At 72.9% G+C, this 12855-nt stretch carries 13 protein-coding genes; 10 read left to right on the top strand and 3 right to left on the bottom strand.

Features of this window, described 5'->3' with window-relative positions; all coding sequences use genetic code 11:
• The first annotated feature begins 21 nt into the window (after positions 1–21).
• Positions 22–696: an SIMPL domain-containing protein gene (locus AC2YHB_RS20205; protein ID WP_179647945.1), complete on the top strand. Its 675-nt coding sequence runs from the start codon at positions 22–24 to the stop codon at positions 694–696.
• 11 nt (positions 697–707) lie between these two features.
• Positions 708–959: a hypothetical protein gene (locus AC2YHB_RS20200; protein ID WP_036551200.1), complete on the top strand. Its 252-nt coding sequence runs from the start codon at positions 708–710 to the stop codon at positions 957–959.
• On the opposite strand, the gene AC2YHB_RS20195 is transcribed toward AC2YHB_RS20200, so the two are convergent.
• Positions 949–1632: a maleylpyruvate isomerase family mycothiol-dependent enzyme gene (locus AC2YHB_RS20195; RefSeq protein ID WP_487354525.1), complete on the bottom strand. Its 684-nt coding sequence runs from the start codon at positions 1630–1632 to the stop codon at positions 949–951. The genes AC2YHB_RS20200 and AC2YHB_RS20195 overlap by 11 nt on opposite strands.
• An 80-nt stretch (positions 1633–1712) precedes the next feature.
• Between AC2YHB_RS20195 and AC2YHB_RS20190 the strand changes: the two genes are divergently transcribed.
• Both AC2YHB_RS20190 and AC2YHB_RS20185 read left to right on the top strand, forming a co-directional pair.
• A complete protein-coding gene (locus AC2YHB_RS20190; RefSeq protein ID WP_179647943.1) occupies positions 1713–2252 on the top strand; it encodes a SigE family RNA polymerase sigma factor in 540 nt (179 codons plus the stop codon).
• On the top strand, positions 2245–3462 hold the full coding sequence (locus AC2YHB_RS20185) for a hypothetical protein (RefSeq protein ID WP_179647942.1): 1218 nt from the start codon (positions 2245–2247) through the stop codon (positions 3460–3462). The genes AC2YHB_RS20190 and AC2YHB_RS20185 overlap by 8 nt, the downstream gene beginning before the upstream one ends.
• Positions 3463–3514: 52 nt before the next feature.
• Here the strand turns inward: AC2YHB_RS20185 and AC2YHB_RS20180 are convergent, their stop codons facing one another.
• Positions 3515–4813, bottom strand: coding sequence for an HNH endonuclease signature motif containing protein (locus AC2YHB_RS20180; RefSeq protein ID WP_179647941.1), 1299 nt, complete (start codon positions 4811–4813; stop codon positions 3515–3517).
• A 465-nt stretch (positions 4814–5278) separates the two neighbouring features.
• Between AC2YHB_RS20180 and AC2YHB_RS20175 the strand changes: the two genes are divergently transcribed.
• From AC2YHB_RS20175 to AC2YHB_RS20165, 3 genes are all read left to right on the top strand, one after another.
• Positions 5279–6979, top strand: a complete 1701-nt coding sequence (locus AC2YHB_RS20175) for an ABC-F family ATP-binding cassette domain-containing protein (protein ID WP_487354524.1) — start codon at positions 5279–5281, stop codon at positions 6977–6979.
• On the top strand, positions 6976–8010 hold the full coding sequence (locus AC2YHB_RS20170; RefSeq protein WP_179647939.1) for a GNAT family N-acetyltransferase: 1035 nt from the start codon (positions 6976–6978) through the stop codon (positions 8008–8010). Before AC2YHB_RS20175 ends, AC2YHB_RS20170 begins: the two co-directional genes overlap by 4 nt.
• Positions 8011–8080: 70 nt before the next feature.
• Complete coding sequence (locus tag AC2YHB_RS20165) at positions 8081–8263, top strand: DUF5302 domain-containing protein (protein WP_036551209.1); 183 nt, start codon at positions 8081–8083, stop codon at positions 8261–8263.
• 12 nt (positions 8264–8275) lie between these two features.
• Here AC2YHB_RS20165 and AC2YHB_RS20160 read toward each other — a convergent pair whose 3' ends face one another.
• A complete protein-coding gene (locus tag AC2YHB_RS20160; protein ID WP_179647938.1) occupies positions 8276–9499 on the bottom strand; it encodes a S1C family serine protease in 1224 nt (407 codons plus the stop codon).
• A gap of 87 nt (positions 9500–9586) precedes the next feature.
• Between AC2YHB_RS20160 and pseF the strand changes: the two genes are divergently transcribed.
• From pseF to AC2YHB_RS20145, 3 genes are all read left to right on the top strand, one after another.
• Positions 9587–10309 (top strand): pseudaminic acid cytidylyltransferase, encoded by a 723-nt coding sequence (gene pseF, locus AC2YHB_RS20155; protein WP_218864607.1) that lies wholly within the window; start codon positions 9587–9589, stop codon positions 10307–10309.
• Between the two features lie 5 nt (positions 10310–10314).
• Positions 10315–11703, top strand: a complete 1389-nt coding sequence (pseG, locus tag AC2YHB_RS20150) for a UDP-2,4-diacetamido-2,4,6-trideoxy-beta-L-altropyranose hydrolase (RefSeq protein ID WP_179647937.1) — start codon at positions 10315–10317, stop codon at positions 11701–11703.
• A gap of 74 nt (positions 11704–11777) precedes the next feature.
• Positions 11778–12851, top strand: a complete 1074-nt coding sequence (locus AC2YHB_RS20145; protein WP_179647936.1) for an ATP-grasp domain-containing protein — start codon at positions 11778–11780, stop codon at positions 12849–12851.
• Positions 12852–12855: the final 4 nt, after the last annotated feature.

The following is a 12855-nucleotide window of genomic DNA, read 5'->3' as shown; positions in this document are numbered from 1 at the left end:
CGCTGCTCCTACAGTGGCGCCATGGCCACCGAGTTCACCGTGCGCGGGTCCTACAGCGCCTTCCAGCGCCCCGAGCGCGGCACCGCCCACGTCACCCTGTCGTGCGAGGGTCCGAAGCCCCAGCCCGTGTACGACCGGGTCGTCGCCGACCTCGACGCCGTGAAGTCCTCGATCAAGGCGCTCCACGACCCGAACCAGGGACCCGTCACCTGGTGGTCCACGAAGCACGTGCGCACGTGGGCGCAGCGGCCCTGGAACCAGGACGGCAAGCAGCTCCCGCTCGTCCATCATGCGAGCGTCGGCGTCGAGGTGAAGTTCCGCGACTTCGACGCCCTCGGCCGCTGGGTCAGCCAGCACGTCTCCTCGACGCAGGGCTTCGGCCTCGACGGCGTGGTCTGGGCCCTCACCGAGAACAACCGCCAGGACCTCGAGCGCGCCGTCCGCACCCGCGCGGTGCAGGACGCCGCCCGCCGGGCCCAGGAGTACGCCGACGCGCTCGACCTCGGTCCCGTCCGGCCGGTCGCGGTCGCCGACGCCGGCATGCTCGGCAACGGCCTGCACGTCGCCGGCGGCGGTGCCGCTCCCTACGCCCGGATGGCAGCGGCGAAGGACAGCTCCGGCGGCGCCGAGCTTGAGCTCTCACCCGAGGACATCGAGGTGTCGGCCGAGGTCGACGCCCGCTTCGTCGCCGGCTGAGCTGTCCACCGATGCCTGCTCCCACCCTCTCCGACGTCGCGCGGCTGCTCGACCGCCGCGGCGAGCTCACCCACGAGCGCGCGGCCGTCCTGCAGCTCGCGACGGCTCCCGACCGTGCGGAGCGCTACAAGTGCACGCACCCCGAGCTCGGCGGCGCCGGCTGGTCGCACCCGTGGCCGGACGAGGAGATGTACCCGCACGCCTGCTGCCGCGAGCACGAGCACTGCCCGGCGGAGTGGGCCAGGTCGTCGGTCAGGGAGTGACCCGCGCCTGCGCGAGCGCCTCCGCCGCGGGGCCGGTCGCCGGCAGGCGTCCCCAGAGGAGCAGCAGCAGCTCGCTCGCGGGTGCGGCGAGCTCGACCTCGTCGGACTGCGCGCCGTCCCCGGACGGCTCGAGGACGACGGACCGGGCCAGGTCGGTCGCCGTCAGGCGGACCGGCGCGGGCAGCGGATCGGTGCGCCCGAGCCGCACCTGGCGCGGGTAGAACACGGTCGCGACCTCCTCGACGCCGTCCCACGCGAGCTCGGGGTCGATGCCCCAGGCGTCGGTCGCGCGCTGGGAGGCGAGGGCGTCGTACAGGTGCATGGTGACCTCGTGGACCTGCCGGCGACGCCAGAAGCCGCTGGTCCGGTCGGCGCCGAAGGTCCACGCCGGGGCGTCCGGCGCAGCCCCCCGCAGCGCGTCGAGGAGCACCCCGGCGGCCGCGCGGTAGCCGGCGACGAGCGCGTCGCGGTCGAGGCCGGGCGGAGGGGAGTCGCCGTCCGGCGTACCAGCGGTGACGGCGTGGGCCGCCCAGGCATGGGTCCAGCGGGTGTGCTCGCCGAGGTCGGCCAGCGTCCACCCCGGACAGGTCGGTACGTCGGCGTCCAGGTCGCCCGTGGCGAGCACGTCGGCGAACCGTCCGGTCGTGCTCTCGAGCAGGTCGATCCACTCCATGGCGCGATCCTCGCAGGGTGGCCCGGGCGAGGGCTGTGGGAGGGTCGCAACAGGATCGGCGGAACCAGCGTCGGAAGGGTGTGAAGGCATTGATCCCGGACGAGGTGGCCCGCACCGGCCCGCCTGCGTTCGACAGCTGGGTGGCGGCCCGTGGGCCCGCGCTGCTGCGGCTCGCCTACGTCCTGACCGGCAACGCGGCCGACGCCGAGGACGTGGTGCAGGACGCGCTCTCGCGCGCCCTCCCGCGCTGGGAGCGGATCGTGCAGGCCGACGACGTCGATGCCTACGTGAAGCGGATGGTCGTCAACGCGCACACGTCCTGGTGGCGCAAGTTCCGGCGCCGCGAGTCGCCGTCGTCGTCGGTCCAGCCCGGAGGGACCGTGGCCGGCCCCGGCGACGGGCCCGCCCACGACGAGCGCCAGCGGCTCTGGGCCGCCTGCCGGGCGCTCCCCGAGGCGCAGCGCACCGCGGTGGTGCTGCGCTACTACGAACAGCTCGAGTACGACGAGATCGCGGCGCTCACCGGCGTCGCCGAGGGCACCGTCCGCTCGCGGGTCTCCCGCGGCCTCGCGGTGCTGCGCGCCGGGTACGGCGCCGATGGAGGTGGGTTCGATGAGTGACCTCGAGCAGGAGCTCGCCGGTGTGCTGGCCGGCGTCGCCGAGCAGGCCCCGGGTGCGGTCGGGCTTGCCGACGCCGCGCGGCGCCGCCACCGGGGACGCCGCCAGCGGCGGCTCGCGGTCGGCGGGGCCGCGGTGGCGCTGGTCGTCGGGTTCGGCGCGGTGCTGGTCGGCGGGCTCGGCGACGACCGGGCCGTGGATCCCGTCGACGACCCCGCTCCGCAGGGGTGGCAGACGATCAGCCAGGACGACGTACGGGCCGAGGTGCCCGCGGACTGGCGGCAGGTGACGTGTGGCGAGGGGGAGGTGCCACGGTGGTCGCCGCCTTCGGCGGATCCGTGCGCTGAGTGGCGCGGTGCTGCCTTCTTCGGCAGCGCGCTCTACGACAGCATGGTCGGCCCGGGCGTCCTGGCGGACGGGGAGGACGGACGTTCAAGCGGCTACGTGACCGCGGGAGACCTCGTCCTGAGCGTCGGTGCCGTCGACCGCGACCTCGCCCGCCGGATCCTCGCGACGGCGCGGGTCGGCGGCCAACCGGTCGTCGACGGCAGCACGTGGGTCTCCTTCGACCGGGGCGCGCTGTCGTACGAGGTCCCGGCCTGGTGGGGCCTCGGTGAGGACGCCGACAGGAGGGGCTACTCAGTCTGCGCCGTACCGGCGAAGGGGCAGGAGGCGCCGGCGCCCGAGCAGGTCGACGCCTCGCACGTGGTGGTTCGTCAGGTGGTCGGAGACCGGATGGTGACGGCCTCGGCGCCGACCCAGGCCGTCGCCGAGCTGGTGCTGGCGACGGTCGAGGTGGACGGGCGCGCCCGCAGTGACGCGTCTTGTGCACCTGAAGACTTCTCCGTTGGACTGCTGCCGGGCGAGTCGACTCCGGGCGCCGGGACCGCCGAGCCCTCGGGTGTGTCGGTGGTCGAGGTCGAACACGACGGCGTCACCTTCGGCATCCTCGACGGCTGGCGGGAGAAGAGTTGTGGAGGGTTGGTCCAGTACACACCGGGCCCTGCCTGTCGGAGCATCCAGCAGAGCGACGGCATCCAGTTCCTCGACGCGAGCTCCTTCGAGCCGGCGATGGATGAAGGGGTCCTGCGCCCTGGTGGCTCCAGCGCGAGGCGGCTGTGGGCCGGTTACGTGCTGCGGGGGCGATGGGCCGTGCTCGTCGTCCACCCCGACAAGGAGACAGCGCAGACCCTGCTCGGCCTGGTCCGCTGAGCCGGACATGCCTCATGCCCCGCCGGGTCGGGCGGGGTGTGGGGCTTGGTGGTCAGTAGCCGTCGAGGATCGTCGTGCCGGCCGGGCCGACGTGGAACAGGTGGCCGTGTGGTGACGTCCAGAGGTAGTGGCCGGGCGTGATGACGAGGTAGCGCCATTGGCTGTGGGTCTTGGCGCGGTGGTGGCGTCGGCAGAGGGGGGTGAGGTTGCAGGGGCACGTCTCGCCGCCCTGGCCGTGGGGTTTCGCGTGGTCGAGGTCGCAGCGGACTGCCTGCTGGGTGCAGTTCGGGAACCGGCAGGTGTGGTCCCTCAGTCGGACGCGGCGTTGGTGGCGGTCGGGGATCTCGTAGGAATCGACCGGGATGCAGTCGGCCAGGTTGATGACCGGCCGGACGATGACGGTGGTCGTCGGGGCTTGGAGCCATTCCTTGACCTGCTCGAGCTGGACCGGTGACCTGGTCTCCTCGCACCGCCCGACCGTGTTGTCGCCGGTGAGGGCGGTGTCGGTGATGTGGACGTTCAGCTCGACTCGTCGTCCGGGTGATTGGGCGATGACCTCGCCGGTGTCGTCGTCGGTGATCAACAGGTCGAGCGCGAGGTCGCGGCGGGCGATCGCACCGACCGCCTTCGCTCGCCGTACGTCGAGGGAGTCGGTGTCGCCGAGCCGTCCGCGCAGTGCTGCTTCGCGGGCGACGGCTTGGTTGAAGTCGTGGCCGTCAGCGGCGTCGAGGTAGGCGTCGAGGTGGACGCCGCCGTGGGCGTCGACCTCGTCCATGTGGACGTCGCAGTGACGGTGCTCGTTCGCCTTCTGCCGCTCGGCCTCGGCGCGTTCGGGGTCGAACCGCAGCATCGCCTCGGTGACGAGGCGTTCGATGAGTGCCCAGGACACGGTTCCGACCGCGATCGAGAGCTGGTGGTCGACGAACGCTGCTGCTTCGGCGGCGAGGCCGTGGGTGAGCTCAGCGACTCGCAGCGCACGCCAGGGCTCGACCTTCCCGGCGAGGACGGCGGCGTAGAGGTCGGGAAGCCGCCACGCGCACTCGATGATCTTGCCGACGTAGGCACGTCCACCGTCCGGTGACCTGCCGAGGACGGCGATGAGCTCCATCAGCTGGAACTCGCTGACGAGGGGTGCGCCGGGGCCGGCGATCGGGACACCGGTGTCGAGGTAGCCCTCGGTCAGGGTCGCGGCGCCTTCGACGGTGTGGACGATGTTGGCGTCGGCCCACGACGTGATGGCCTTCCACTCGCGGACGATGAGGGCGTCGCGGAGGTCGACACCGTCACGGATCTCGGACAGCAGCGAGGCTGTCGAGACAGCTGTCGCGGTACCGCTGGTTCCGAGATCCATGACTGGATTCTCCCATCCACGTCCGACACAACGAGGCGACGGAAACCCGACTGTGGACAGGGGAAAGTGCCTCGCCGGGGTGTGCAGAACAAGTGGCGCAACGAGTGAACACGAGGCTTTCGGGCCGCACCCGACCGCCGGAACCCAGCCCCGCACCCAGCCTCCTCGTCGCTGCGCTTGAAGACCCGACCACTCACCCGACCGCAGGGCACAGCAGGTGCACCGGGGCCAGGGGTCTCGTGACGGTCGCTGCGCGACCTCCTCGACCACCGGGGGGCGGGGTACAGCAGGTGCACCGGAGCAAGGGTCTCGTGACGGTCGCTGCTCGACCTCCTCGACCACCGGCGGGCGGGGTACAGCGGGTGCACCGGGGCCAGGGGTCTCGTGACGGTCGCTGCGCGACCTCCTCGACCAGCGGACGAAATCGGTCGCGCCCGACCACCGCACCACGGACAATCGTGGCTTGTGGGTCACGTAGAGGTCGCCGGCGTCCGGTACGAGCTTCCCGACGGTCGGGTGCTCCTCGACGACGTCTCCTTCCGAGTCGGCGAGGGGGCGAAGGTCGCGCTGGTCGGTGCCAACGGGGCGGGGAAGACGACGCTGTTCCGGATCATCAAGGGCGACCTGACCCCGCACGCCGGCGCCGTCGTACGCAGTGGCGGGCTGGGCGTGATGAGCCAGATGGTCGACCGCGGGCTGGGGGAGGACCCGACGGTCGCGGACCTGCTGCTGGCCCTCGCGCCGGAGCGGGTACGACGCGCCGCGGCCGAGGTGGACCGCTGGGAGCTCGCCCTGATGGACACCGACGACGAGGCGACCCAGCTCTCCTACGCCACCGCGCTCGCCGAGTACGCCGACGCGGGCGGCTACGACATCGAGGTGATCTGGGACGTCTGCACCGTCAAGGCGCTCGCCGTGCCCTACGACCGTGCCAAGTACCGCCGGCTCGCCACCCTGAGCGGCGGTGAGCAGAAGCGGGTCGTGCTGGAGTACCTCCTCGCCGGGCCGGAGGAGGTGCTCCTCCTCGACGAGCCGGACAACTTCCTCGACGTGCCCGGGAAGATCTGGCTGGAGCAGCGGATCGCCGCCTCGGACAAGACGATCCTGTTCATCAGCCACGACCGCGAGCTGCTGTCGAACACGGCGACGCACGTGGTGACCGTCGAGCTCGGCGCAGGCGGCGCGGGCAACAGTGCCTGGACGCACGCGGGCGGCTTCACGTCGTACCACGAGGCCCGCAAGGACCGCTTCGCCCGCTTCGCGGAGCTCCGGCGCCGCTGGGACGAGGAGCACGCGAAGCTCAAGGCGCTGGTGCTGCGGCTGAAGATCAAGGCGGAGTACAACGACGGCATGTCGTCGCAGTACCGCGCGGCGCAGACCCGGCTCCGCAAGTTCGAGGAGGCCGGTCCGCCGACGGAGCAGCCGCGCGAGCAGCAGGTGACGATGCGCCTGTCCGGCGCCCGCACCGGCAAGCGCTCGGTAGTCTGCGAGGACCTCGAGCTCACCGGGCTGATGAAGCCCTTCGACCTCGAGGTCTGGTACGGCGACCGGCTGGCCGTGCTGGGCTCCAACGGCTCCGGCAAGTCCCACTTCCTGCGCCTGCTCGCCGCGGGAGGCAGCGATCCCGACGTCGAGCACCGCCCGGTCGGCGAGGTGGAGATCGCGCCGGTGCGGCACAGCGGCCGGGCTCGGCTCGGCGCGCGGGTGCGGCCCGGCTGGTTCGTGCAGACGCACGAGCACCCGGAGCTGACCGGCCGCACGTTGCTGGAGATCCTGCACCGCGGTGACGGCGACCCGAACGGCCGCAAGGGCATGGGGCGCGAGCAGGCGGCGCGGGTGCTGGACCGCTACGAGCTCGCGGCGAGCTCCGAGCAGCGCTTCGAGTCGCTGTCCGGCGGCCAGCAGGCGCGCTTCCAGATCCTGTTGCTGGAGCTGTCCGGCGCCACCCTGCTGCTGCTCGACGAGCCGACCGACAACCTCGACGTGCAGTCGGCCGAGGCGCTGGAGGAGGGCCTCGAGGCGTTCGAGGGCACGGTGGTCGCGGTGACCCACGACCGCTGGTTCGCCCGCGGCTTCGACCGCTTCTGCGTGTTCGGGTCCGACGGCTCGGTCTACGAGTCCGACGAGCCGGTGTGGGACGAGGGTCGCGTGGAGCGGGTCCGGTGAGCGCCGGGCCGAGGATCGTCGAGCTGACCGGAGAGGACCCGGAGGCGATCCGCACCTGGGCGGCGGTGACCGAGGCCTCGTTGCGCCACGAGGTCGGCGACAGCGCGACGGCGTGGGCGTTCGAGGAGCTCCTGGCGGTCGTCCGCAACCCGTCGAGCAAGCGCGACGAGCGCTTCCTCGCGGCGTACGACGGCGAACGGCTCGTCGGTACGGCCTGGCTCGCGATGCCCCTGCTCGACAACCTCGACAGCGCGATGCTCGACGTGCACGTCGACCCCGCCCTGCGCCGCCGTCGCATCGGCTCTGCGCTCCTGGCGCGGGCGGAGTCGATCGCCGTGGACGCGGGGCGGACCCTCGTCGACGCCGAGGCGCAGTTCGCCCACGACGCTCCGGCCGACGGCGCCGGCACCTCGGGCCGGGAGTTCCTCGTCGCCCATGGCTACACGTTCGGCATCGGCAACGTGCAGCGCAGCGCCCCGCTCCCGATGCCCGACGACGTGCTCGACGCCCTGGCGGCCGAGGCCGCGCCCCACCACGAGGGCTACCGGCTGCGGTCGTGGGCGGGCCCGGTGCCGGACGAGCTGGTCGAGGGCTGGCTCGCCGTCGCCAGCACGCTCAGCACCGAGGCGCCGACCGGGGACATGCAGCGCGAGGCGGAGACGGTCGACGTGGCCGCCCACCGCGACGACGAGGCGCTGGTCGCGGCCCAGGGCCGCACGTCCTGGCGGACCGTGGCGCTGACGGCGGCCGGCGAGGTCGTGGCGTACACCGAGATCGTCGTCCCCGACCACGATCCCCGCTTCGTCTACCAGTGGGGGACGCTCGTGCGCGACGACCACCGCGGCCACCGTCTCGGCGTCGCGGTCAAGGTCGCCAACCACCGGTCCCTGCAGGCCGGCGCCGACGTGGGCGGGCGGCGCGTGGTGACGTGGAACGCCGAGGAGAACGGCCCGATGATCGCGATCAACGAGCGCATGGGCTTCGTCCCCACGGCGCGGATGGCGGAGATGCAGAAGCGGCTCGCCCGCTAAATCACTTGGTTCCGCCCCGGGCGAGTGCGACGGTGGACGGAGTCACCGACCGCGACGGAAGGACCGCCCCATGGCTGCGAACGAAGCGAACGAGGACCTGAAGGCCAGGATGCGCGAGGCCCTCGACCGCAAGAACCGCAAGGAGAAGGGCGTCCACGAGGACGGGCCGGTCCGCGAGAAGGCGCACGGCTCCGAGGTCGTCGGCGGTGCCCCGAAGATGCACCGCCGCAAGGCCGGTGGCGGCGGCTCCTGACGGAGCCGTGGATCAGCCGTCCGAGCCGAGCTCGAGCTCGGTCGTGTCCTCCTTGCCGTTGCGGAGGTAGGTCACCTTGACGGTGTCGCCGGGGCGGTAGGACCGGACCGTGGCGATGAGCGCCTCGGTGTCGTCGATGCGGTGGTCGTCGATCGCGGTGATCACGTCACCGGACTCCAGACCGGCCTTGGCCGCGGCCGAGCCCTTCTCGAGCTCCTCGATCCGAGCACCGGTGAGCGTGGTGTCGCTCGACCCGGCACGCCCGGCGACGTCGGAGACCTGGATCCCGAGCCGGGCGTGGGTCGGGGTGTCGCCCGCGCGCAGCTGCTCGATGATCGGCAGCACCTCGTCGATGGGGATCGCGAAGCCGAGCCCGATCGAGCCCGACTCGGCACCGGCGCCGGAGGACGTCGAGCGGATGGACGCGTTGATGCCGACGAGCTGGCCGTCCATGTTGACGAGCGGACCGCCGCTGTTGCCGGGGTTGATGGCGGCGTCGGTCTGGATGGCCGGGTAGGCCGTCACGTTGCCGTCCTGGTCGCGCGCCACCTCGACCGGGCGGTCGAGGGCGCTGACGATGCCGCTGGTGACGGTCGCGTCGAGGCCGAACGGCGACCCGATCGCGACGACCTGCTCGCCGACGTCGAGGTTGCCGGACTTGCCGATCGTGATCGGGGTCAGGTCCTTGACCCCCTCGACCTTGACCAGCGCGGTGTCGGTCAGCGGGTCGGTGCCGACGACCGTCGCCCTGGCCTTCGTGCCGTCGCTGAACGAGGCGGTGACCTCAGCCTGCTGGGCGGAGATCTGGCCGCCGAGGGTCACGACGTGGTCGTTGGTGAGGATCATCCCGTCGTCGTCCAGCACGACGCCCGAGCCGCTCCCCGACGAGCCGGACCCCGAGACCTCGAGGGCGACGACGGAGGGCAGCACCTTCGAGGCGACGGCCTCGACGCTGCCGGAGGCTGCCGGCTGATTGCCGTTGTCGGCGACCTGCAGCGGAGCGGAGCCGCCTCCACCGGAGCTGTCGGGACCGTTGACGGCGTCGTAGATCGCCGCCCCGCCGACCCCGGCCCCGCCCCCGACCAGCAGCGCACCGGACAGCACGAGGGCCGCGAACGTCGATCGACCGGGCCGCTGGGAGTTCGGGGTCGGCGGCGCGGTGAACGGCGGGAGGAACGGCGGTGCCGGCGGGGTCGGCGGCTGCGAGGACGGCGACGGGGGCAGGACCTGGGTCATGTCCTCTACTGTGGCGACGGGGCCTGTGAGCGCCCTGAGACGCCGTTGAGCATTCACCCAGACTCTCCTCCCACTAGGGTCGGGGGCGTGTCCGACCCCCAGCCGAGCCCCGACGCGGGCGTGGTCGCCCTGGTCCCGGCCCGCGGTGGCAGCAAGCGGATCCCGCGCAAGAACGTCAAGCCGTTCCGCGGCGTCCCGCTGCTGACCCGGGTCGTGGGCACCCTGGTCGAGAGCGGGATCTTCGACCGGGTGGTGGTCTCGACCGACGACGACGAGATCGCCGCGATCGCCGAGGCCGCGGGCGCCGACGTGCCCTTCCGCCGGCCGGCCGAGCTGTCCGACGACCACACCGGCACCCGGCCGGTCATCCAGCACGCGATCCGCGAGCTCACGGCTGCCGGCCAGGCGGTGGACGAGCTGTGCGTGGTCTACCCCGCGGCGGTGTTCGTCAGCGGCGACGACCTGGCCGCGGGTCGGGAGAGGCTGAGGTCGTCCGGCGCGCAGTTCGTGATGTCCGCGGCGTCGTACGCGGCGCCGGTGCAGCGCGCCCTGGCGGTCGGGGAGGACGGCTGGATGCACATGCTCTGGCCGGAGTTCGCGCTCACCCGCAGCCAGGACCTGGTCGAGGCCTACCACGACGCCGGGCAGTTCTACTGGGGCACGGTGGACGCCTGGCTGACCGGGCCCTCGGTGCTCGCCGCGCGCACGGTGCCCCATGTGCTGCCGCACTGGCGGGTCCAGGACATCGACACCCCCGAGGACTGGGAGCGCGCCGAGCTGATCCACCGGCTCGCGGAGTCCGAGGACTGACGCTCGTGGCACCGGTCGTCCTGGTCCGTGCCGATGCCGGCCCCCGCATCGGCAGCGGCCACCTGGTCCGCCAGCTCGCGCTCGCCGACCTGTTGGCCGCCCGCGGCGCCGAGGTCGTCGTGGTGACCACCGGCGACGACCCGAGGATCACGGCGGCCGGGCACCGCAACCTCACCGTGCCCGAGCAGGCCGACGCCACCGGACGCCCGTGGCCGGTCGCCGCCCAGCTCGCCGACGCCCGGGCGACCATCGAGCGCGCCGGGGGAGCGGTCGACGTGGTCGTCGTCGACCACTACGGCCTCGACCACGTCTGGGAGGCGGAGGTACGCCGCATCGCGGACCGGGTCGTCGCGGTCGACGACCTCGCCGGGCGGCGTCGCGAGGTGGACCTGCTCGTCGACCACAACTGGTACGGCGCCGGCAGCGCCGGCCGCTACGACGGCACCGTGCCCGACGGCTGCGAGCTGCTGCTCGGTCCGCGCTACGCCCTGCTGCACCCGGCCTACGCCGAGCTCCGGAAGGAGTCGTCCCCGGCCGCCGTGCCGCCGCGACGCCTGCTGGTGTCCTTCGGCGGCACCGACCCGGCGGGGGAGACCCGGACCGTCCTGGAGGCGCTGCGCGGCCGCCCGGCGTTCGAGCGGGTCGAGGTGGTCGTGGGCTCGCGCGCGGCGCTCGCGCCCGGCCTCGAGGACCTGGTGGCCGACGTACCGGGGGCGGAGCTGCACGTCGCGCTGCGCTCGCTGGCGCCGAGCCTGCAGCGCGCCGACCTCGCCATCGGGGCGAGCGGCACCGCGACCTGGGAGCGGATCTGCCTGCAGGTGCCGGCGATCGTCACGACGACCGCACCGCACCAGTCCGGCGTGACCCGGGCGCTCGCGGAGGCGGGCCTGACGACCTGGGCAGGTCTCGTCGGCGAGGTCGGCGTCGACGGCTACCGCGCCCTGCTCGACCGGGCCGCGGAGGGTGCACTGCCCCTCCCGCCCCCGCTCGTCGACGGGTACGGCGCCGCGCGGGTCGCCCACGCCGTGCTCCCCACGCGTCCGACCGGTCCCGACGACGGGCTGCGGCTCCGACTCGCGGGGCCGGAGGACGCGCCGGTCGCCGTCGCGCGCGGCGACGACCCGGCGGGGTGGGTCGCAGCAGGGAACCGATTCGCGTCGGATCTCGTCGTTCCGGACGTGGTGGTGGTCGTGGTCGAGGTCGACGGCGTGCCCTCGGCCTGTCTCCGGGTCACCCGGGACGGCCCCGATGTGGACTCGATAAACCATATCGATATACTCGACAAACGTGCCGCCGGGATCATGGACGACGTCCTCGATCGGTTAGTGTGGCCGTGCAGCGAAGGAGAGCCGACACGGCTCGCAGCGCTCGTTCCGGGACAGGGCGGGCGATGACGGATCAGGAACGAGGGAGCAGGATGCCGCGCTCCGCGCTCATTCTCGGAGCGCTGCCGGGACAGGCGGACGCCATGCACCGGCTCCGCGCTGCCGGGTGGCGGGTCTACGCGTGCGGACACGTCCGCGAGGGCGCCGGCGTCGCGGCCGCCGACGAGTTCTTCGTCGTCGACATCCTCGACCCCGCCGGTGTCGCCGCGCTCGCGAAGGAGCTGGCCGTCGACGTCGTCTACTCCGTCGGCTCCGACATCGCGATGCCGACCGTCGCCGCGGTCAGCGAGCAGCTCGGCCTGCCGCTGTTCCACTCGCCGGCCGTCACCGAGACGCTCCACCGCAAGGACCTCCTGCGGGGCTTCCTCACCAAGAACGGCCTCAGCCCGGTGCCGCACCAGGTCGTGCGCACCGCCGCCGACCTCACCGGCTTCGTCGCCTACCCGGCGATCGTCAAGCCGGTCGACAACCAGGGCCAGCGCGGCATCACCATCGTCCAGGACCACGACGAGGCCGTCGCCGCCCTGCCCGCCGCGCTCGCGTCGTCGCGCAACGGCGCGGCGGTCATCGAGCAGCTGCTCGAGGGCCCCGAGTTCTCCGTCCACGTCTTCGTCGTCGACGGCGTCGCCCACCTGCTGCTCGCCTCCGACCGGCACGTCTGGGAGGGGCCGCTGACCGGGATCCCCAGCAGCCACACGATGCCCTCGCGTGAGCTCGACGACGTCACCTCCGCCCAGGTCAAGGGCCTCATCGACGCCTTCGTGGCCGCCCTCGGCGTGACCAACGGACCGCTGTACTTCCAGATGATCCTCACCAGCGACGGTCCCCGGATCGTGGAGGTCGCGCCGCGCCTCGACGGCTGCCACCTGTGGCGCCTGATCGAGGTGCACACCGGCTTCGACCTGATGATGACCGTCTTCGACGTGCTGTCCGGTGGCGAGTGGCCCGGCGACCCCGAGCTGCCGACCGGCGTGCACCACACGCTGCGCTTCCACCTGACCGACCCGAAGATCCCCTTCGAGCCGGCCGACCACAGCTTCGCCGACCTCGGCGAGGTGGTCTTCGAGGAGTTCCACACCGAGCCGGGTGAGCTCGCCCGCGACGTCAACGGCACGGTCGCGCGGCTCGGCTACGCGATCACGCGCGACAACGATTGAGGGC

Source organism: Nocardioides sp. SRI_004 (genome assembly GCF_057586415.1).
This window is presented reverse-complemented; position numbering and strand designations above follow the sequence as displayed.